The sequence below is a fragment of the Enterococcus sp. HY326 genome, assembly GCF_026157065.1.
Lineage (GTDB): Bacteria > Bacillota > Bacilli > Lactobacillales > Enterococcaceae > HY326.
Genome location: NZ_JANLGQ010000004.1, coordinates 110619 through 131287, shown reverse-complemented (window position 1 = coordinate 131287; position 20669 = coordinate 110619). Strand labels below are relative to the sequence as shown.

The window sequence follows — 20669 nt, the reverse complement described above, 5'->3', positions numbered from 1 at the left end:
CCTTCTATATTTTTTTCAAACGAGAAAAATGCTTTCAAAAATTTGCTAAACAAAGAAAAGGCAGCAGACACCACCTTTTCTTTGTTTAGTTATAATTATCTTTTGATATTTTCAACGTTTTCGCCATTTGATGCGATAACTTGTTTGTACCAATCAAATGATTTTTTCTTGCTTCTAGCTAAGGTACCGTTGCCGTCGTTATCCCGGTCAACGTAGATGAAGCCATAGCGTTTTTTCATTTCACCAGTGCCGGCAGAAACTAAATCAATACAGCCCCAAGAAGTGTAGCCTAATAAATCAACACCATCTTGTTCCACAGCATCCTTCATCGCTTCGATGTGGGCCTTCATGTATTCAATCCGGTAATCATCATCCACATAGCCGTTAGCATCTGGAGTGTCTACTGCTCCCAAACCATTTTCAACAACAAACAATGGTTTTTGGTAGCGATCGTACATTTGGTTCATCGTGATGCGCAAGCCAAGAGGATCGATTTGCCAGCCCCATTCACTAGCATCTAGGTAAGGATTTTTGACAGAGGCAAAAATATTGCCGGCTGTTTGGTCCAATAATTCTGGATCGGTTGTCGCTACCCGTGAAGAGTAATAAGAGAATGAAATGAAGTCAACAGTGTGTTCCTTCAAAATTTCCGTGTCCCCTTCTTCCATCTCAATCTTGATGCCATTGCGTTCTAATTCCTTCAAGGCATAGGCAGGATACTCGCCACGAGATTGCACGTCGATGAAGAAATAATTTTCCCGGTCCTTTTGAATCCCTGACCAAACATCTTCTGGCTTACAAGTATAAGGATAGAAATTGCCGGCAGCTAGCATACAGCCAACTTTATTTTCTGGATCCACTTCATGGGCAATTTTTGTAGCAATTGCAGAAGCAACTAATTCATGGTGAGCTGCTTGATATTTGATTTGTTCTTTATTTTCGCCTTCTTCAAAGTAGAGGCCCGCTCCCATAAATGGTGCGTGTAAAATCATGTTGATTTCGTTAAATGTCAACCAGTATTTTACCAAGCCTTTGTAGCGGTTGAAAATGACGCGGCAAAGATTTTCGTAAAAGCCGACTAATTTACGGCTGCGCCATGCACCGTACTCTTTGATTAAATGCATTGGGCAATCAAAGTGTGTGATGGTTACTAATGGTTCAATGCCATATTTATGGCATTCTTTAAATAAATCTTCATAGAATTTCAAGCCATCTTCATTTGGTTCTTTTTCGTCACCATTTGGGAAAATCCGGCTCCAAGCAATGGATAAGCGGTAAGTTTTAAAGCCCATTTCGCCAAACAAAGCGATATCTTCTTTGAAACGGTGATACATATCAATCGATTCTTTAGCTGGATAGAAATGTTCATCATCAAAGTCGAACATTTTCATTTCACCGGCGATAATTGGGAAGCGGTCTTTGCCGATTGGCACAACATCCACGTTGGCTAAGCCACGGCCGCCTTCGTTATATCCACCTTCACATTGATTGGCAGCAGTTGCGCCGCCCCATAAAAAGTCTTTTCTAAATGCCATGAATTGTGCTCCTAACTTGATTATAAATAGTTATTACATCATTTACTTTACTGGTCAAATATTCTTTTTCTGTGGCTAAAAGTTGACCTTTAGACTAAATCTTTCGCAATTTCATCTTGTACAGTAATGCCTTCTGCTTCTAATTTAGCAACAGTTTCGCTAAATTGTGGCAGATAATCTTTATGAGCGATAAATAATTCGTCCATAATACGTTTGGCAGTTGCTCCAGAGCGCACGAGCGGATTAATTGTGAACGCCTGTAAAGCAGTGCCATAATCACCAGTAACGGCTGCTTCAATAGTCAATAATTCCATATTTTTCATCACTTGCAACCAACCACGTTCTGCTGGCGGTAATGAACCAAAGGCAACATTGCGGGCACCTTGAGCGCCAACATAAGCGGTTACTTCCACAACACAATCAGCTGGTAGATCTGGTACGGCACCGTCGTTTTTCGTTGATACGACGATTTGCGTTTCTTTATTGCCATAGATAGAGGCAATTGTTTCACATGCTGCGTCTGAATAATACGCACCGCCACGTTTTTGCAATTGCTCTGGTTTGTAGTTTAATTCTGGATCTTTATAAAGTTCAAATAACTCTGCTTCGGTTTGTTTTACTTGTTGAGCCCGTGTGCCAACTGTTTTATATTCTTCAAGGGCATGGTCTAACATTTCTTCTTCCCGGTAATAGTAACGGTGGTAGCCACACGGAATCATTTTCATTTGTTCTAATTGTTCGATAAAGAATGGAACATCAAAGATATTTTTCGGTAAGCCAGCATCTTCAGTGAATAATTTTTCAATTAATTTCAATGTGATGTCGTTGCCATTTTTATCAGCAACTTTATGCCAATGGAAATGATTTAAACCAGCAAATTTGTAAATTAAATCATCTTTTTCAACACCTAAAGCTTCTGGTTCCACCATCATCGCCATCACAGGTACATTACATAAACCGATCACTCGGTCCCATTTACCATAGCGAACAACAGCTTCTGTTACCATGCCGCTTGGGTTAGCAAAGTTGACCAACCAAGCATCTGGACAGAGACGTTTCATATCTTCAACAATCTCTAAAATAATTGGCACTGTTCTAAAGGCTTTGAACATACCGCCAGCACCATTGGTTTCTTGACCTAACATGCCGTAGTAAGCGGGAATTCTTTCGTCTTTAATCCGGGCATTTAATTGACCAACACGGAATTGCGTTGTAACAAAATCAGCATCTTTTAAGGCTTCTTCACGATCTAAAGTTAAATGAATTTTCACATCATAAGGAGAAGCATCCCACATCCGTTGTGCCATAGCGCCAACGATTTCTAATTTTTCTTTTCCTGCTTCAACGTCCACCAACCAGATTTCTGAAATCGGCAGCTCATCATACCGTTTGATAAAACCTTCCATTAATTCTGGTGTGTAAGAACTTCCTCCACCAATAGTCGCAATTTTAATTCCTTTCATGCTGTCACTTCCTTCTTTTTATTTACAAAATGATTATCACCTAAGTAAATGACTTCTACAATAGAAATTATGATTTTAGGTAAATCGTTTACAAAATTGCTAGCGAAATTAGAAAAAATTTGCGAATATCATATACAAACTGCTAAATTATCGACTTTTTTTGTAAACTCACTTAAAAAAACCTTTACAAATCATTATCATTAATTTAACATTTTTGTAAATAGAGGTGAGCAGATGTTACTACGAGAAAAATTGAAAGCCGCAAAGCTATCCCCTTCAGAAAAAACGATAGCAGACTTTATGCTGGCAGAACCAGAAAACTTAAATCAATTAACGGTGCAGGAATTAGCTAAAAAAACTTTTACCCATCCCTCCACTTTTATCAGGCTCGCCAAAAAAATGGATTTTGAAGGCTGGCTGGCACTGCGGGAGGCCTTCTTAGAAGAATGGCAGTATTTGAATAATCAATTTACCGCCAGCGACTGGAATCTGCCCTTCAGTGAAAGCGACGGGGTCATGAGTATCGCTAAAAAATTAGCGAACTTAGAACAAGCAACTATTGAAGATACATATAGTCTCTTGCATCACGACCAGCTGCAGCAGGCTAAGCAATTTTTACTTTTAGCCAAAAAAATCCGGATTTTTGCAACTAGCGGCAACTCCTTAATTGCCCAAGATTTCATTTTAAAAATGAATCGTTTAGGCTTTTCTGTCGCTTTAGCGGAAGTCAACTATGACAGTTTTTATGAAGCTTATAATCTCAGTTACCAAGATTGTGCTATTTTAATTTCTTATTCAGGAGAAAGTAATATGGCCAAAAAACTGCTGCCGATTTTCAAAAAAAATCAGGTACCGGTGATTGCAATTACCACCATCGGCAATAATTATTTAGCCGATCACAGCGATGCCGTTTTGCGGATTACAACTCGAGAAAAACTTTATTCCAAAATCGGCAACTTCTCCAGCAATACATCTATCGTTTATTTACTAGATCTATTGTATGCGGCTGTCTTTTCAGAACACTATCAAAAAAACCTGCAACATCTCATTACTTTAGGACAGGCCTTCGATACCCGCACCAGTGATATTGATTTCATTAAAGAAAATCAGGACGTAACGGCTGCGGATTCGTGGATCCCCAATTAGTCATCACAAAATAAGGACTCAAGCTGATTTTTCTGAGCTTGAGCCCTTATTATTATAGATTTAAAGCCGTGATAAATTCGTCATTGAAATTAATTTCCTTCACACTTGGCTCTAACACATCCAAGTAGTCACCAGAATTCGTGACAATTACCGGAATTTCTGTGCTGAAACCAGCTTTTTCAATTGCGTCTTTATCAAAGGTCACCAGTGTTTGACCTGGTGTAACTCGGTCGCCTTGTTTAACAAAGCTTTCAAAATATTTACCATCTAATTGTACAGTATCAATACCAATATGAATCAATAATTCTAAGCCATCATCAGACACTAAACCAATTGCATGTTTTGTTGGGAATAAGGTCATGACAGTTCCGTCAAATGGTGCCACAACTTTACCTTCTGTCGGTGTAATCACAACACCTTTGCCTAAAGCGCCAGAAGCAAAAGCTTCATCTTTAGATTGACTCAATGGTGCGACAGTTCCTTGAACAGGTGAGGTGATGATTTCTTTTTTAGTTTTGATTTTGACTGTTGTATCGACATCTACTTCAACGTCTGCCATTACAGTATCATCTTTCCAAAAGACAATTGTTAATCCAAAACCGATAACAACAGCGATAGCAATTCCGATAACGCCGGTTAAAACACCACTTGCATCTGTTCCATTAATATAATTTAGTAAACCAAAGACACCTAGTCCGCCCATTGTATAAGCAGTTAAATTATTCATCATCAAATATGCTCCGGCAGCAGCAGCGCCAATCATTGAGAAGACAAAAGGTTTTTTCTTCGGTAGAGTAATCCCGTAAATCGCTGGCTCAGTTACTCCGAAGATTCCAGAAATAATTGCTGGAATAGTCAACGCTTTTAATTTTTTGTCTTTCAATTTGAACATCATTGCAAAAACTACGGCTGTTTGGGCAAAACTTGCACCAAATGAAGCGGAAAGTACTTGAGAGAAACCATCTTGTGTAATTTGCAAAATTGCCAAAGGTACTACAGACCAATGTAAACCGAAAATTACTAGGGCTTGCCAGAAGAAGCCAAGAATAGCACCATACAATGCTGGCGAGAAGCTCATCAAAGCTGTAAAACCAGCGCTCAATAAATCCGTTGCCATTGAAATAATTGGTCCAATTACTAAAAAGCCGATTGGTAAAGAAATCAATAGGACGAAAAACGGTACCAAGAAAGTTTGCACTACTTCAGGAATGATTCGTTTCATTACTTTTTGTAATTGTGCAGCCAACGCAATAATAAAGATAACTGGTACTACAGAACTTGTGTATGAACCACCCACCCATGGAATACCTAAGAAGGTTGTATAGGCTGGTAAACCAAACAAGCTGTATCCTGCAACACCGTCAGTAGCTAGAGCTGATAGAGCAGAAGATTGTACATTTGGATAAACTAAAGCCATCCCAATAACAAGGCCGACCATTGGCTGCAAATTGAATTTTTTTGCAGCAGTGTAACCAATAATGACAGGCATAAAATAAAAAATTGCATCACCAATTCCGTTTAACATGATATACGTGCCGCCAGTAGCGGTGTAATTAAACCAACCAAGAGAACCTAAGAAGACTAACAAAGCATTCAAGCCTTTTACCATACCGGCAGCAGCCATCGCTCCCAAGAAAGGTTGGAAAATCCCACTTAATAAATCAATTAAACGATTAAAAATATTGCCGTCTTTTGCACCTTCATTTGAAGTGCTGTCAGAAATGCCAGCAATGTCAATTACATCTTCGTAAACAGCTGGTACATGGTTGCCGATTACAACTTGATATTGACCGCCGCTTTTCATCACGGTAACAACGCCGTCCATATTTTTCAGCACATCGTCGTTTGCTTTGCCTTCGTCTTTTAATTTAAAACGAAGTCGTGTAATACAGTGGGTTAAAGAATTAATATTTTCTTTGCCCCCTACTTCATCTACAATCTTTGCTGCTAAATCATGATATTTACCCATTTTGTTTTCCTCCAATAATTTGTTTTTTAAAATTTTTGAAGGTTTAGCCAACTGAATGTCACTATCCAAAATTTGGTCAATTTGCTCTTCCCCTGACCAAGTGGGAAACTACTACGGGCCTCCTTTAATTGAAAATAATTATCTTTATTAACCCTTCTCCATCAAACGTGCGATGTGAATGGTTAGGTAAAGGCGTTCGTCGTCGGTCATTTCATAATAGTATTTTTCCTTTAAAAACTCATCGATTCGATTGACGCATTCAAAGGAATTGCGGTATTTGATTTTGACCAATTCTAATAAATCTTCATCAGACTCACCTGAATGGGGCGAGTTTGACAGCATCCGCATAATGAAAAAGCGTAGATGCGTGGTAAAACGATAAAAATAAACTGAATCTTCATTAAATGAAGTTTTGAAATAATACTTCACAATATTCATAATGTCCTGCATGATTTTGGTGAGTTCATAAGTATCATTTAAACTATCATTTTCCGCTTGGGCATTCACTAGATGCAGCGCAATGAACCCAGCTTCATCCTCCGGCAAACGCAGGCCATATTCCTGCTCGATTTTTTCCAAAGCCTTCACCCCAATTTGAAATTCCTTTGGGTAAAAGCGTTTGATATCCCATAGCAGGGCATTTTTTACGACAATGCCTTTTTTCTGTCGTTCAATTGCTGTGTGAATATGGTCCGTCAACGAAATGTAAATCGATTCATTCAATTCAGTGTTTAATTGCTTTTTGGCATAATTGATGAGTTCATCCGTAGTATCAAGATATTCCAAAGGCAACTCGGCCAATAATTCTTGAAACTTTTGAGAGATGGCATTATCCGCAAGACGATAAATTTTATCAACCTTGTCAGTTTCAATTTTTTCACCAATTTTTTTTTGAAAGGCCAAACCGCGACCCATGGCGATGACTTCGTTTTGCTGCTCATCTTTTGTTATTACGACATTGTTATTGAGAATCTTTTCAATAACCAATAAAAACCCTCCTCGTCAAAAAGAACCTCATACTATTCTCATGGCGCAAAAGTCGCCAAATAAACGAGAACAATACCAGGTTTAGCTTGCCAAAGCAATCACTATCCACTTAAATTGTTAAATTTATTTTAAACTTTAAGTTCTGCTTTGTCAACGCTTTCACATGAAAAAATTTTTCAAAGTAATTTTTCTCTAAGTAAAATAATATCCGCTGTACTTTTCCTTGTCAATCTAACTTTTTTTCACAAAAAAATTTTGCTTCTATCTGCCCTTTGGCGATAAAAGCAAAACTTTCATAAAATTAGTATTCATTATTTTGTAGACGGTACATATCACTATATAAACCATCCTCAGCCAGTAAACTTTCGTGGGTTCCCTGTTCAACAACATGACCTTTTTCCAAAACTAAAATTAGATTGGCATCTTTAATCGTCGACAAACGATGGGCGATGGCAATCGTTGTCCGGCCTTGGCGCATGTTGGCCAAGCCTTCTTGAATTAACCCTTCAGTTTCCGTATCGATGTTGGCTGTAGCCTCATCTAAGATTAAGACCTTCGGATTTGTCACAATTGTTCTGGCAAAGGAAATTAACTGCCGTTGTCCACTGGAATAGCTGGCCCCCCGTTCAATGACCTTCGCATGATAGTTTCCTGGCAGGCTTTCAATAAATCCATCGGCTTGAACAAATTTGGCAGCTGCGACAATTTCACTGTCGGTGATGTTAGGATTCATCATCCGAATATTACTTGAAATGTCGCCATAAAACATAAAGGCATCCTGCAATACCAAGCCCATTTTTTTCCGAAGTTCCTCCATTGGAAAATCACGAATGTTGCGGTCATCAATCAAAATTTCACCTTCATAAAACTCATAAAAGCGCATTAGGACGTTGATAATCGAACTTTTCCCGCTACCAGTATGACCGACTAAGGCAATTGTTTCGCCGGGATTGGCAATAAAAGAAATATTATTTAAGACATTATGTTGGCCGTCATAGGAAAAACTGACATTGCGAAACTCGATTTTGCCTAAGAGAATCTCGCCATCTGCCTCTGGATTTTGTGCCGGTGTATATTCCTCTGTATCCATGATTCGCAAAATCCGGCTGCCAGCAACCAGACCGTCAGTAAAAATACTTAAGTAATCCATCATCTGGGACATTGGATTAAAGAAACTTTGAATATAAGTCGTAAAGGCATAAATCAGCCCCACTTCTACCGGTGAATGCAAGGCATCAAAGCCAAAGACTGTCAATGAAGCGGCAACTGCCAAGGCATAGAGGAAATTAATTACCGGACTTAATAGTAGAGAATTAGTCCGAATCATATTGTAACGTGTTTCTAAATACTCAACATTCGTCTCATCAAACTCTTTTTCCAAGCGTTTTTCTTGGCGGAATTGCTGAATGATTTGCATACCAGAAATTGACTCGTTTAATTTCGTATTTAATTGGCTGAGTTTTTCCCGCATGTTCCGATAAATTCGCGAACTAAATTTTTGATAGTACCAGATAATTCCAAAGAGTACCGGTAGAAAAACTAAATTCAATAACGCAATCTTCGTGTTGATTTGTACCATAGCAATGAAAGAAGTGACCACGGCAAAAATCCCAGTTAAAACCATCAAAAAAACATTCCAAAATTCAAATAAAGTCTCTGTATCATTGGTGACCCGTGAGACAATTGAACCGGCTGGAGTCTGATCAAAATAACGCATCCCTAAGGTGTGCAGCTTTTCAAAAAGCTGGCTGCGGATTGATTGATAGGTTTTTAAAGACGCCATATTGTACAAGAACCACTGGAAAAACCAGACAATCGCTTTAATAACTGTCCCTAAAAAATATAAGCCGGCAAAAAAGAAAATAACTTGCGTCGTTGCTGTTTGATTCGTCAAATAATTATCCATAAAGGTTTGGATAATCCTTGGCAACAGGACATTTATCACGGAAAGCAAGAGGGCAAAAATAATCGCCACATAAAAAGATTTACGGTAAGGCTTGGTAAATTTCAGCAGACGTTTGACCAAGATCACCTGCTCTTTCATCGGCATCGATTTAGTCCATTCAGATTGATGTTTCTCCATCTTACTCCCCCCCTTCAATTTTGGCTTCTAATTGTTGTTTGCGCCACATTTGGTTGTACCAACCATCTAAGGCCAGCAGCTCTTCATGGTTACCCCGTTCAACAATTCGCCCTTCATCAATAACAATAATTTCCTGGGCATGCATCACACTACTTAAGCGATGAGCGGAAATAATTGTCGTTTTATCAGAACGATAACTTTTCAAATTTTTCAAAATCGCTTCTTCTGTTTTTGCATCGACTGCTGACAAAGCATCATCCAAAATCAATAATTCTGGATTGACGATGAGCGCCCGTGCAATTGACAAGCGTTGCTTTTGCCCACCGGACAAGGAAACGCCTCGCTCGCCGACCATCGTGTCATAGCCTTCTGAAAAGCCTTTAATATCTTCATCTACAAAGGCTAAACGGGCAGCTTCTGCCACCTGCTCTTCAGTAAAATCGGGATTAGCAAAGCGGATATTATCCCGGACCGTCATCGAAAATAAAAAGTGATCTTGCGGAACATAGCCGATTGATTTTAAAAGGGCATCCAAAGAATAATCTTTGACATCTATGTCTCCAAAGGTAATCTTTCCTTGATAGTCATCATATTCTCGCATCAATAATTTCAAAATCGAAGTCTTCCCTGCCCCGGTTTTTCCGACAATTCCCAGAGTGCTACCTTCCCCAATAACAAACTTAATTTGCTCCAAGGTATTTCGTTCATCGTCTGGATATTTAAAATTAGCCACTTCAAAATTTACGCGGCCATGGGCTGGTGTCTGCACGCCATCTGCTTTTTCTTCGATATGGGTTTTTTCTGCTAATAATTCGCTCACCCGATCATAGCTGGCACTGCCCCGCTCCAAGACGTTAAACAAGCGGCCGATGGCAAACATCGGCCAAACCAGCATCCCAATATAGCTGATAAAAGAAACCATCTGCCCAATGGTAATTTCATCGGCCATAATAAATTTCCCGCCGACAATAATTGTCAGCACATAAGAAACGCCAATAATAATGGTAATTGCTGGATCAAAAAGAGCATCTAGCTTATTCACACGACGATTTTTAACAATCGCATTCTCAATCTTTTCGTTAAAATCGGCCAAGTCCTCCTTCTCTTGTCCGAAGGTTTTAATCACTTTAATTCCAGTAATACTCTCTTGCGTTTTATCATTAATATCCGAGAAGGCTGCTTGTGAATCTCGGAAAGCATCATGCAATTTACTTCCTAGCACTCGGGCCATCACCGCTAAAAATGGCAGTGGCAATAAGGCGATTAAGGTCAAACGCCAATCAATAAATAAAACCATCGCCACAATCGTTGCGCCACCCGTGATAATCGAATCGGCAAAGGTTAAAATCCCTGCCCCCGCCACATTTTGAATGGCGTTTAAGTCATTGGTGGCATGGGCCATCAAATCACCGGTCCGATGCTTTTGATAAAAAACGTGATCCATCTTAGTAAAATGTTCAAATAATTGTGCACGTAAATCCTTTTCTAGGCGAGCCGCCCCGCCCCAAATGCGCCCCCGCCAAACAAAGCGGAAAATATATTGGGCTAAAGCGGCTGCCACTAAAATTCCAATCCACATTAAAATGCGTTGAATCGATATTTCGTGCTGATTGATTTCATCAATGATAATCCCAATCACCCGTGGCGGAATTAGCTGAGCCAACGCCACTAAAATCAGCGCCGTCACACCGATAATATAATTTTTCTTTTCCCGTTTAAAAAACCAACTTAACCGTCGATAAATCGACATATGACACCTCTTTCCATCTGCAAATGCAAACTCTTCATTTTTCATTTTCTTATTGAAAACACTATTCCTTTTTTTGCTTAAAGCTATTGTCTTGAAAGCACAAAAAAAAGGCTGAAAAAATTCAGCCCGCTTAAATACGACAATTCGTTGCTACTAAATCAAAACCTTATTTCCCAGAATTATTTTTCATCTGCGCCATCATTTGGCGAATCTTTTTCTCGGAAGGTTTTTGACCCATGGAAGCCATCATTGAACGTAAAAATTCCTCATTAACGGGAGGATTTTTTTCTAATTCACTCTTAATTAATTTACGTGCTATAAAAACACCGGCTACGCCACCCACAAGTAGGGCAACTACGGCAATTAAAATTACAATTCCTGTTGATACCATCTAAATCGCTCCTTTCTCTCATACTCTCAAGAAAACATTTTACTAGAAAGCACCCCAAAAGAAAAGCAATTTTCAAAAAAAGCTCAAAAAAATTGTTGCTCAACTCTTCTATATTAGAATAATTATCAAATATTTTTGTCCTAATTTTATCGTTAATGATTCTCTTTATCATTTAAATGTTTTTATTATCAATTAAAAATTCTTGGTGCTACACTTACTTTACGAAATCAAATAAGAAGGTGCCCTTATGAGTAATTTTAAAAAATTCCTAATTACCTTAATCGCTGGAGCCATCGCTTTAGCCTCTGAATTTATTTTTCATCAACCGACAATAGCCTATTGGATTGTGGTAGTCGTTGGCGGTGTCACAACTATTTCAATGTTTATCGGCATGATTGAAACACTCCGTTCTGGCAAATACGGCATCGATATTTTAGCGATCACAGCAATTGTCGCCACTTTGGCGGTTGGCCAATATTGGGCCAGTTTAATGGTCTTGATTATGCTGACCGGCGGCGACAGCTTAGAAGATTATGCTTCTGGCCAAGCCAGCCGTGAGCTGCGTTCACTTTTAGATAATTCGCCTCAGGTTGCTCATCGCCTCAATGGTGATGCAATTGAAGATATTGCGGTAGAGGATGTAGCAGTTGGAGATTTGCTCTTAGTTAAACCAGGTGAACTCGTGCCAGTTGACGGTATTGTGACAGAAGGCGAGTCCTCCGTTGACCAATCTTCTCTAACCGGAGAATCAAAACCAATTGATAAAAAAATCAATGATGAATTAATGTCCGGCTCGTTAAATGGTGATGCGGCATTGCGTTTTAAAGTCACCAAAGCCGCCGCCGACAGTCAATACCAAACTCTAGTCAAGCTGGTCAAAGAATCTGAAGCTAAACCCGCCCACTTTGTCCGTTTGGCGGATCGCTATGCTGTGCCTTTTACGATTGTTGCCTATGTTATCGGTGGCGTTGCTTGGTTTGTTTCAAAAGATCCCGTGCGTTTTGCAGAAGTGTTAGTCGTCGCTTCCCCTTGTCCACTAATTTTGGCGGCCCCAATTGCATTGGTTGCTGGCATGAGTCGTTCCAGCCGCAATGGAATTGTCGTAAAAACCGGCACAACAATTGAAAAATTGGCTAGAGCACAAAGCATTGCCTTTGATAAAACCGGAACTTTAACAGAAGGTAAACTTTACGTCGATCACATTCAGCCAACATTAACAACTATTTCTGCAGAAGACTTATTTCGCTTAGCGGCCAGTGCTGAACAAGAATCTACACATATTTTAGCTCGCTCATTAGTAGCCCACGCCAAAGAACAGCAAATTTCTTTATTGCCAGTACAAAATTTAGAAGAAGTGACCGGTGCAGGAATTCAGGCTACAATTAATGGTCAGGAAATTAAAATTGGTAAAGCTGATTTTGCAGCCGCAGCTAATTTAACAACTGATTTAACAACCGATCAAACGGTTGTCTACATTGCATTAGACAATCACTATGCCGGCTACATTACCTTTAGAGATACCGTGCACCCTGAAGCTAAAGCGACGATTCAAAACTTGAAACAATTAGGTCTGCAAAGAATTCTGATGCTGACCGGGGATGGGCCTGCGATTGCCAATGAAATTGGTCAAGAAGTCGGTATCAGCGAAATTCATTCAGGTTGTCTACCTCAAGAAAAAATTGCGGTCGTTCAGGGTTTGACCCAGCACGTTTCCCCTGCTGTTATGGTAGGCGATGGTGTGAATGATGCGCCGGCTTTGGCGATGGCCGATATCGGCATTGCCATGGGGGCACATGGTTCGACTGCTGCTAGTGAAAGTGCCGATGCTGTCATTTTAAAAGACGACTTAACCAGAGTTTCAGAGGCGGTTCGTCTTTCTCAAGACACGATGAAGATTGCCAAACAATCGGTACTGATTGGGATTTTTATCTGTGTTGTGCTGATGCTGATTGCGAGTTTTGGTGTGATTCCCACTTTGATTGGCGCTATTTTACAAGAATGTATTGATACCATTTCAATCTTATCCGCTTTACGGGCCAGAAAAGATCGCTAAACCCACAGCTTTGATAACGGCCGTCGCAAAAAAAATAAAGCAACACGAAGTTGAACTTCCCTTAAAAAATTGGCTTAGAGCTGATGATTCAGGGAAGTTTTTTTGATTTTTATTTTCTATAGAATTTTTTTGATAATCAAGCGAACGGCTTTTTTGTATTTTAAAAATAAAGCGGTAAGCTTAAGGTAATGAAAGGACTGATTCTGATGAAAAAAATTGCCTTAGTGACAGGTGCCAGTTCTGGAATGGGCTTGGCGACTGCGACTGCCTTGGCGAAACAAAATATTCACGTCGTGATGCTGATTCGTAATTATGCCAAAGGACTGGCTGCTTTAGCTCAGGTCAAAAAAGCGAGCGGCGGCAGCGCTGAAATCTTACAGGCGGACTTAGGAGATTTGCAAAGTCTGGAGCGTTTAGCGAATAAATTTCAAGCACAGCATCATCAGCTGGATATTTTAGTGAATAACGCCGGCGTGCTACCACCAAAACGCCAAGAAACTCATGACGGTTTTGAAGAAATGTTTGGTGTCCATTATCTGGGACATTTTGCTATAACTAATATGTTGATGCCACAGCTTTTACAAGCTCCACAGGCACGAATTGTCAATGTCGCCTCGCTTGCTTATCGTTTTGGCGAGATTAATTTTGCCGACTTAAATAGCAAAAAACATTATTCCTTTGTTAAAGCCTACAGTAATTCAAAATTGGCTGTCGTTCTCTTTACGGAAATGCTAGCTAAACGCTTGCGTTTCACCCAAGTAACTGCCAACAGTTTACATCCGGGGATTGTCAACACCAGTGTCACCAGTCGTATTGGCGGTGACTTTTTGGCAACAGCACCGCTAATTTCGAAAGTGTTTCTAACTCCGGAAAAAGGCGCGGAAACTGCGATTATGTTGGCAACTGATCCTGCTTTGTTCGCAGTTTCCGGCAAATACTTTGACCAAGGTCGGCCCCGTAAACTCGCAGCCAAAGCCACCGATTTAAATACGATGGAACGTTTGTGGTCAGTCAGCGAAAGTTTAGTACAAGAAATTTTACCGGACTTTAAGGCCATCTATCAGCCATGAGTTTTATTTCTAGCCAAATGTTTTTCCAAAAGTCCCTTTACTTTACTTAAATTTTTTTCTTCCCTACAATAAAGACAAAGCATTATTATAGGAGGAATTATTATGAAAATAGCTTTAATCGGTGCCACTGGTCACGCCGGATCAGAAATTTTAAAGGAAGCCGTCAGCCGCAATTTAGATGTAACGGCCATCGTCCGTAGCCCTGAACGCTTAAAGTTGGATGTCCCTTATTTAAAAAAAGATTTATTTGCCTTAACGCAGGAAGATTTGGCCCCCTTTGATGTGGTGGTCGATGCCTTTCGTGCCCCAAATGGTCATGAAGAGCTCCACAAAACTTCCGTTGAGCATCTAGTAAAAATCTTAACGGGTACCAAAACGCGACTGCTAGTCATCGGCGGAACCTCTTCATTATTTATTGATGAGGACCGCAGCGAACGCATGATTGACGGCGTAGACCCTAGCGCACCCTTTTATCCGACTGCCTACAATATGTATGAAGCTCTTGTCGATTTAAAAAAAGCGAATGACTTAACTTGGACTTATGTTTCGCCGGCAGCCTATTTCAATCCAAATGGAACTCGGACTGGTCACTATCAACTGAGTGATGACCGCATGAAAATGAACAGTCAGGGACAAAGTGAAATCAGCATGGCGGATTATGCCATCGCCATGGTGGATGAAATTGAAAAACCGCAGCATTTAAACGAGCACATCAGTGTCGTGAGCCAATAAAATAAAAAAAAGCTTAGCTTCCAGTCCTTTTAGCGGCTGTCAGCTAAGCTTTTTTTATGACAATAGTGGCTCGATTTCAGCTAACAAGCCCTCTGCATTTAATAAACCATAATCTTTTTTCGAAATAGCCAAGACTGGTGTTTCTGGAAAATCCTCCTCAATTTTTTCCTTTGCGTATCCATAAGTCGGCATCAATAAAATAAGATCGGCCTTTGGTCCTTCTGCTTTCAATGTAGCAGCTGAATGGGCCGTAACCTGATAATTTTTCCCAGATTTATTACTTAGGTTTTGCATTTTAGTGGCTAAAAATTGGCTGTACATCAAACCGTCCTGCGTAAAATCAACATTGATATCAAAAATTGTTATCTGTTTCGCCTGCTCCTGTGTCTGGGTCGTGTTCGTTGTTTTTTCCATTTTCTGTCTCCCCTTCTTGCCAAAAATCTTTTCCAAAATCGTTGGCGGTTTTTGACCGAGGAGTTCATCCACCGAAACTTGAAAATAATTACTTAATGCCAACAGCATTTCTAAATCAGGATAACTTTTATTGTTCTCCCATTTCGAAATAGCTTGAGCAGTGACATGTAAAATTTCTGCCAATTGTTTTTACGTCAGCTTTTTGGCGCTGCGTAATGTTTTAATTTTTAGGCCTAATTCCATCTTCAGAATACCTCCGGGTTGTGCGCCTGGCAATTGAGCAGTCGTTGAGTGCCTGATTTTTGCACTTAACTGCTGGTTGAGTTGTTGAATTACCAAGCTTTTTCTTATTTTCAGTATAACAAACCGAAGCAAACTTTTGCTATGCCCTCCACATCGCAATTACCATTAAACTTAGAAAGATAAAAACCTGCTGAAAATAAAATGAAATTTTTCTGAGCATTCCTATTGACTTCGAGTCCACTCCAACTTGTACACTATAAACATCAACAGCCAAGAAAGGATGAAGACGATGCTATCTATCCAATTAACCACACCGTTAAGCAAAGATTTTTTTGAAGCAGTCTCCCTCAGAAAACAAACCAGTCCCAATAAAATTAATTATTTGAAAGAACAAAAGTACATCACCTTTGTCGCTAGATATCAACAGCAAATTGTCGGCACCGCCTCTTTACAGATTTTTACCAATTCAATGGGACGAATTCGTGAAATTGCCGTCACTCCGGATTTTGAAAATAAATTTGTCGAACAACGGCTAATTCGCTTCATTGAAGATTTCTTAACTAACCGCAATAGCGGCAATAGGCCAATTCTATTTGGAAAAAAGGCTTACCTGACGCAGGCCGTCTAACTAAAAAAAGGAGCAGCTACTATGACTGAAAGAAAAACTAGAAACTTACTTGAAGAAGAAAAAATCAAAATTGAATTAGAATTAAAAAACCAATATTATGGCGCATTTGTCTCCAATGTTTTACACGATTCCCACCGCCAGGCATTAAAAGCTAGTTCTCAAACTGATTCTGCTGAAGAAAATCAGCCTGAGACTGGAAAAATAGCTTGCTAAAGAGTACAAAAAAAGACTAGAGCATAAAAATACCGCCTCCCAAAAAACAAATTTTTTGGGAGGCGGTACAACGCTAAAGTCTTTTCTTATTTATTCAATCACTTTATTTAGCAGCAACTCTGGCTCTTCCTCCACTGCTCGCCAACCTTGTTGAGTGGTGCCTAATTTAATCAATAGCCGATCCTTAGGCAGCTTTTGACTCTTGGTAAACAGCCATAAACGTAAACTTGCTGGTTCATAACATAAATCACCGGCGCTCACCTCTTCAATCACTCGACCATTTTGAGAGATTGCATTGGCTTGAGCTCGAAATTGTGCTTGGCAATCTTTTTCAAAAAAGATTGTTGCCGGACTTGTGGCGATAAATTCAGCCACACTTTGACTATCCAATAATTCTAAAGGTAACTTTTGCTTGCCGATATAAATATTTGTTTGTGCCATTGCTACAAACCTCCCTGAAACTCTTTATAAACTAAGAATACAACTTGAAGTGAACTCTAAGGCAAGTATTTTGCCGTAAAAGAATAAAAAATTTTGTGTAGTAAGAATATCAAGTCTACTTTCTCGAGAAACAGTGAAAAGAGTATGGCCTCAAGCAGTGGATGGTCAAAAACAAAACTTTTAAAAAGTTTCACTCTATTTAAAGCAAGCCATCTTTAAACAATCCATAAATTCTTTACTTATAACAGGTTGCCAATACTTCTTTTTAAAAGAGCTTTCTTAAAGGCTTTTGGCTATGCTAAACTTAAATTAATTCACCTAAGGAGTTATTTATGGAAACTAATTTTGATTTAAAGGGTTGGCGCAAAAATTTTTATATTTTTTTAAGCGGGCAATTTCTTTCTGGAATCACCAGTATGATTGTCCAATATGCAATCATTTGGTATTTGACCCGAGAAACCGGCTCGGCAACAGTTTTAAGTTTGGCTACCTTACTAGGTATGCTGCCGATGGTTTTGCTCTCACCTTTTGTCGGCCCACTAATTGACCGTTGGGATAAAAAACGTCTGCTAATCTTCACCGATATTGTTGTGGCAATTTTTGCCGTTATTTTGGCTATTACCGGTACTTTGGCAAATCATTTTCCCTTGTGGTTGGTCTTTGTTTCTCTGTTGATGCGCTCGGTGGCTCAAACGTTTCAAATGCCGACAATTCAATCCATTTTGCCCATGATGGTTCCAGAAGACCAGCTGACCAAAGTCAATGGTCAATTAGGCATGGTCCAATCTGCTAATTTTATTATCGCTCCTGCCTTAGGGGCTTTTCTCTATGCTGTTGTGCCGATAAATCTGTTAATTTTGTTGGATGTATTGGGTGCGGTTTTCGGCGTCAGTTTGATGATTTTAGTGCGGATTCCTAAAGTTGTCTCTCAGGGAGAAAAAATTCAGCTTTTAGCCGATACTAAATTTGGTTTTCAAAAACTTATCAGCAATCGCGGTCTGTGGTACATCACGTTAATTGGTGCGGCCTTCACGCTAATCTATATGCCGGCTGCCAGCATGTACCCGCTGATGACCATGCAATATTTTAATGGCACTGTTGGCCAAGCTGGTTTAGTGGAAGTCATTTATTCGGTGGGGATGCTCTTAGGCGGCAGTCTAATTGGCTTTTTTGGAAATTGGAAAAATCGCATGCTGCCGGTGTTAATTTCTTATATCGTAATTGGTGTCACGACTGGTTTAGGCGGTATTTTACCAGGCAACCAAACGGGCTTTTTATGGTTTGTTGGATTAAACGCTTTTGCTGGCATCGCCACGCCATTTTTTAACACGATGTTGATGGCAATGATTCAGCAAAGCCATCCAGCAGCGCAATTGGGAAGAATTTTAGGAGTTTTAAACTCTTTAATCAGTTTAACTGGACCCGTCGGTTTAATTTTTGCCGGACCGCTGGCGGATTTTTTAGGGGTAGAAAAACTGTTTATGATTGCTGGGCTTGGCACCCTCATCTGTGGTGTCGCAACTTGGCTGGTCCCGGCTGCTCGTAATTATGATCGTCAACTTCAGGAAAAATTGGCCGAAAATTCCTCCTTGAAGGATTCAACTGAATAAAAAAAAAACTGCTCTTGTTAACCGGCCTTAGTTTTAAGGTTGGCGATAACAAAGCAGTCTTTTTTATTAACTATTCATGATTTTTTCTAATAAATCAGGATCAAAGGTTTGTTCTTTGAAACTTTCAATTTCAAATTTATAAGGAGCTTTTTTATTTTTCTTGTCCTCACCGACATAGGGCGTTTCCAAAATTTTAGGAACATCACTAAATTTTTCATGGTGGACAATTTTATTCAGTGCATCAAAGCCAATCGTGCCAAAACCGATATTGGCATGGCGATCTTTGTGGGAGCCTTGAGGATTTTTTGAATCATTGATATGCAAAACCTGCAGGCGCTCTAAGCCAATGACCTTATCAAATTCTGTTAATACACCCTCAAAGTCTTCTTTGATATTATATCCGGCATCATTGGTGTGGCAAGTATCAAAGGTTACGGATAATTTTTCATTTAATGTCACACCGTCAATAATTTGTGCTAATTCTTCAAAGGTGCGACCGACCTCAGTCCCTTTACCAGCCATCGTTTCTAAAGCAATTTTAGCTTTTTGATTTTTCGTCAAGACTTCATTTAAACCTTTAACAATTTGCTGGATTGCCGCATCCGGACCAGCACCCACATGGGCTCCTGGATGCAAAGTAATTTGGCGGGCACCTAACGCTTCGGCCCGTTCAATTTCAGCCCGCAAAAATTCTGTTGCAAAACCAAAATTTTCCGGCTTAATTGTATTGCCTAAATTAATAATATACGGAGCATGCACCACGATATTAGAAAGATTGTGCTCTTCCATAAAGGCTTCGCCAGCGGGAATGTTCATTTCATCGATTGCTTTCCGGCGGGTATTTTGTGGCGCTCCGGTATAAATCATAAAGGTGCTAGCACCATAACTAGCCGCTTCTTCAGCTGCCCCTAAGAGCATTTTTTTGCCGCTCATACTTACGTGTGATCCAATTAACATCTTGTCCTCCATTTTTCTGTTTTCATTTAGACTAACCAAAAACCTGCTGCAACTCAACTTTTTTGTCTGCTAGAGTAAAATAGTTAAAGCGCCGGTCATCAGTGCAAAACTGATTAGAAAACTAATTGAAGAAGCAAAGCCAACCGCCTCAGCCTTCATCCCAGCCGCTACTGAATTAATTACCCCGAAAGTCGGCACTGGACCTAGACAAAGCAGGCACAAAACAGTTTTCATCATGGCGGGAATTGGCAAAAGAAAAATAATTATTGCCATCACAATGCCACCGCCATAACGAGTAGCTAAAACCTTCACGACAATTTTTTGATAGGCTTTCGGTAAGACCAACTCCAGATACAAGCCAATCATCAGCATCGATAAAAAGGTGTTAGCACTGCCAGCAACTTCTGTTACGGATAAAACAAAAGCCGGTAAATTAATTGACAGTAAGCGAATCAGTAACATTAAAACATAGGTTGTAAAAGGAACAGAAGCAAATAGACGTTTTAAAATCTTCAACAAAGAGAAATCATCTTTGACTTTTTCTAGTCGATCGATAAAGATTGTCGTCCCACCAGAAAGCATAATGCTATTGCCGATATCAAACATCGCCAGATAAGGGACCGCCACCGGCAAAAAGCTTTGAATAAAAGGCAGAGCAAAATTGCCAATATTATAACCCGAACTGCTGAACATCACAAAACGTCGTTCTGCTTCTATCGGTTGCTTGCGGGTGGTCAGATAGCCAATCAAGACCATCAACCCATTAAACAAGAAACCTATCAAAACTAAAATCAACAGCCCTTGTTCAATCACCAAAGTCGACATATTGGTAATTACCGCAGCCGGCAGCGTTAAATTAATAATAATTTTTGAAATGATATCGCCGTCTCGTTTGGCTAACAGATTCCAGCGTTTTAATAGATACCCAAAAATAATAATGGTAAACAACGCAAAAGCGTTCATTAACACAACAGCCAAAATATT

The 20669-nt window shown here is 39.7% G+C and carries 18 protein-coding genes; 7 read left to right on the top strand and 11 right to left on the bottom strand.

Features of this window, described 5'->3' with window-relative positions:
• Positions 1–95: 95 nt before the first annotated feature.
• Together ORH16_RS11285 and ORH16_RS11280 are read right to left on the bottom strand one after the other, a co-directional pair.
• Positions 96–1535: a 6-phospho-beta-glucosidase gene (locus tag ORH16_RS11285; protein WP_265458945.1), complete on the bottom strand. Its 1440-nt coding sequence runs from the start codon at positions 1533–1535 to the stop codon at positions 96–98.
• Between the two features lie 89 nt (positions 1536–1624).
• Positions 1625–2998, bottom strand: a complete 1374-nt coding sequence (locus ORH16_RS11280; protein WP_265458944.1) for a 6-phospho-beta-glucosidase — start codon at positions 2996–2998, stop codon at positions 1625–1627.
• A gap of 234 nt (positions 2999–3232) precedes the next feature.
• Here ORH16_RS11280 and ORH16_RS11275 point away from each other — a divergent pair, with 234 nt between their 5' ends.
• The gene (locus tag ORH16_RS11275; RefSeq protein ID WP_265458943.1) at positions 3233–4144 is read left to right on the top strand and encodes a MurR/RpiR family transcriptional regulator; all 912 of its coding nucleotides are present in this window, start codon (positions 3233–3235) and stop codon (positions 4142–4144) included.
• Between the two features lie 52 nt (positions 4145–4196).
• Here ORH16_RS11275 and ORH16_RS11270 read toward each other — a convergent pair whose 3' ends face one another.
• The 5 genes from ORH16_RS11270 to ORH16_RS11250 all read right to left on the bottom strand — a co-directional run bounded on the left by ORH16_RS11270 (position 4197) and on the right by ORH16_RS11250 (position 11324).
• Positions 4197–6113 (bottom strand): beta-glucoside-specific PTS transporter subunit IIABC, encoded by a 1917-nt coding sequence (locus ORH16_RS11270; RefSeq protein WP_265458942.1) that lies wholly within the window; start codon positions 6111–6113, stop codon positions 4197–4199.
• Between the two features lie 147 nt (positions 6114–6260).
• On the bottom strand, positions 6261–7100 hold the full coding sequence (licT, locus tag ORH16_RS11265) for a BglG family transcription antiterminator LicT (protein WP_265458941.1): 840 nt from the start codon (positions 7098–7100) through the stop codon (positions 6261–6263).
• Between the two features lie 301 nt (positions 7101–7401).
• Positions 7402–9183, bottom strand: coding sequence for an ABC transporter ATP-binding protein (locus ORH16_RS11260; protein ID WP_265458940.1), 1782 nt, complete (start codon positions 9181–9183; stop codon positions 7402–7404).
• Between the two features lies 1 nt (position 9184).
• Positions 9185–10933: an ABC transporter ATP-binding protein gene (locus ORH16_RS11255; protein ID WP_265458939.1), complete on the bottom strand. Its 1749-nt coding sequence runs from the start codon at positions 10931–10933 to the stop codon at positions 9185–9187.
• Between the two features lie 166 nt (positions 10934–11099).
• Positions 11100–11324, bottom strand: coding sequence for a YneF family protein (locus ORH16_RS11250; RefSeq protein ID WP_265458938.1), 225 nt, complete (start codon positions 11322–11324; stop codon positions 11100–11102).
• 247 nt (positions 11325–11571) lie between these two features.
• Here ORH16_RS11250 and ORH16_RS11245 point away from each other — a divergent pair, with 247 nt between their 5' ends.
• From ORH16_RS11245 to ORH16_RS11235, 3 genes are all read left to right on the top strand, one after another.
• Entirely contained in the window at positions 11572–13377 is a 1806-nt protein-coding gene (locus tag ORH16_RS11245; protein WP_265458937.1) for a heavy metal translocating P-type ATPase, read from the top strand.
• Between the two features lie 206 nt (positions 13378–13583).
• Entirely contained in the window at positions 13584–14447 is an 864-nt protein-coding gene (locus ORH16_RS11240) for an SDR family oxidoreductase (RefSeq protein WP_265458936.1), read from the top strand.
• A gap of 102 nt (positions 14448–14549) precedes the next feature.
• Positions 14550–15179: an NAD(P)-dependent oxidoreductase gene (locus tag ORH16_RS11235; protein ID WP_265458935.1), complete on the top strand. Its 630-nt coding sequence runs from the start codon at positions 14550–14552 to the stop codon at positions 15177–15179.
• 54 nt (positions 15180–15233) lie between these two features.
• Here ORH16_RS11235 and ORH16_RS11230 read toward each other — a convergent pair whose 3' ends face one another.
• The gene (locus ORH16_RS11230) at positions 15234–15776 is read right to left on the bottom strand and encodes a helix-turn-helix domain-containing protein (RefSeq protein WP_265458934.1); all 543 of its coding nucleotides are present in this window, start codon (positions 15774–15776) and stop codon (positions 15234–15236) included.
• A 349-nt stretch (positions 15777–16125) separates the two neighbouring features.
• Between ORH16_RS11230 and ORH16_RS11225 the strand changes: the two genes are divergently transcribed.
• On the top strand, positions 16126–16464 hold the full coding sequence (locus tag ORH16_RS11225; RefSeq protein ID WP_265458933.1) for a GNAT family N-acetyltransferase: 339 nt from the start codon (positions 16126–16128) through the stop codon (positions 16462–16464).
• A gap of 21 nt (positions 16465–16485) precedes the next feature.
• Positions 16486–16677 carry a hypothetical protein gene (locus ORH16_RS11220; RefSeq protein ID WP_265458932.1) on the top strand — a complete coding sequence of 64 codons (192 nt, stop codon included), beginning with the start codon at positions 16486–16488 and terminating at the stop codon, positions 16675–16677.
• Positions 16678–16767: 90 nt separating this feature from the next.
• Here the strand turns inward: ORH16_RS11220 and ORH16_RS11215 are convergent, their stop codons facing one another.
• Complete coding sequence (locus ORH16_RS11215) at positions 16768–17118, bottom strand: cyclophilin-like fold protein (protein WP_265458931.1); 351 nt, start codon at positions 17116–17118, stop codon at positions 16768–16770.
• 332 nt (positions 17119–17450) lie between these two features.
• Between ORH16_RS11215 and ORH16_RS11210 the strand changes: the two genes are divergently transcribed.
• Positions 17451–18728 carry an MFS transporter gene (locus ORH16_RS11210; RefSeq protein WP_265458930.1) on the top strand — a complete coding sequence of 426 codons (1278 nt, stop codon included), beginning with the start codon at positions 17451–17453 and terminating at the stop codon, positions 18726–18728.
• Positions 18729–18794: 66 nt separating this feature from the next.
• On the opposite strand, the gene ORH16_RS11205 is transcribed toward ORH16_RS11210, so the two are convergent.
• Positions 18795–19685 carry a deoxyribonuclease IV gene (locus ORH16_RS11205; RefSeq protein WP_265458929.1) on the bottom strand — a complete coding sequence of 297 codons (891 nt, stop codon included), beginning with the start codon at positions 19683–19685 and terminating at the stop codon, positions 18795–18797.
• Between the two features lie 69 nt (positions 19686–19754).
• Positions 19755–20654, bottom strand: coding sequence for an AEC family transporter (locus tag ORH16_RS11200; RefSeq protein WP_322597302.1), 900 nt, complete (start codon positions 20652–20654; stop codon positions 19755–19757).
• Positions 20655–20669: the final 15 nt, after the last annotated feature.

Excerpts from the sequence above, each read along its gene's own strand:
- ORH16_RS11285 (WP_265458945.1), bottom strand. The coding sequence starts at position 1,535 with ATGGCATTTAGAAAAGACTTTTTATGGGGCGGCGCAACTGCTGCCAAT.
- ORH16_RS11280 (WP_265458944.1), bottom strand. The coding sequence starts at position 2,998 with ATGAAAGGAATTAAAATTGCGACTATTGGTGGAGGAAGTTCTTACACA.
- ORH16_RS11275 (WP_265458943.1), top strand. The coding sequence starts at position 3,233 with ATGTTACTACGAGAAAAATTGAAAGCCGCAAAGCTATCCCCTTCAGAA.
- ORH16_RS11270 (WP_265458942.1), bottom strand. The coding sequence starts at position 6,113 with ATGGGTAAATATCATGATTTAGCAGCAAAGATTGTAGATGAAGTAGGG.
- ORH16_RS11260 (WP_265458940.1), bottom strand. The coding sequence starts at position 9,183 with ATGGAGAAACATCAATCTGAATGGACTAAATCGATGCCGATGAAAGAG.
- ORH16_RS11255 (WP_265458939.1), bottom strand. The coding sequence starts at position 10,933 with ATGTCGATTTATCGACGGTTAAGTTGGTTTTTTAAACGGGAAAAGAAA.
- ORH16_RS11250 (WP_265458938.1), bottom strand. The coding sequence starts at position 11,324 with ATGGTATCAACAGGAATTGTAATTTTAATTGCCGTAGTTGCCCTACTT.
- ORH16_RS11245 (WP_265458937.1), top strand. The coding sequence starts at position 11,572 with ATGAGTAATTTTAAAAAATTCCTAATTACCTTAATCGCTGGAGCCATC.
- ORH16_RS11240 (WP_265458936.1), top strand. The coding sequence starts at position 13,584 with ATGAAAAAAATTGCCTTAGTGACAGGTGCCAGTTCTGGAATGGGCTTG.
- ORH16_RS11235 (WP_265458935.1), top strand. The coding sequence starts at position 14,550 with ATGAAAATAGCTTTAATCGGTGCCACTGGTCACGCCGGATCAGAAATT.
- ORH16_RS11225 (WP_265458933.1), top strand. The coding sequence starts at position 16,126 with ATGCTATCTATCCAATTAACCACACCGTTAAGCAAAGATTTTTTTGAA.
- ORH16_RS11220 (WP_265458932.1), top strand. The coding sequence starts at position 16,486 with ATGACTGAAAGAAAAACTAGAAACTTACTTGAAGAAGAAAAAATCAAA.
- ORH16_RS11215 (WP_265458931.1), bottom strand. The coding sequence starts at position 17,118 with ATGGCACAAACAAATATTTATATCGGCAAGCAAAAGTTACCTTTAGAA.
- ORH16_RS11210 (WP_265458930.1), top strand. The coding sequence starts at position 17,451 with ATGGAAACTAATTTTGATTTAAAGGGTTGGCGCAAAAATTTTTATATT.
- ORH16_RS11205 (WP_265458929.1), bottom strand. The coding sequence starts at position 19,685 with ATGTTAATTGGATCACACGTAAGTATGAGCGGCAAAAAAATGCTCTTA.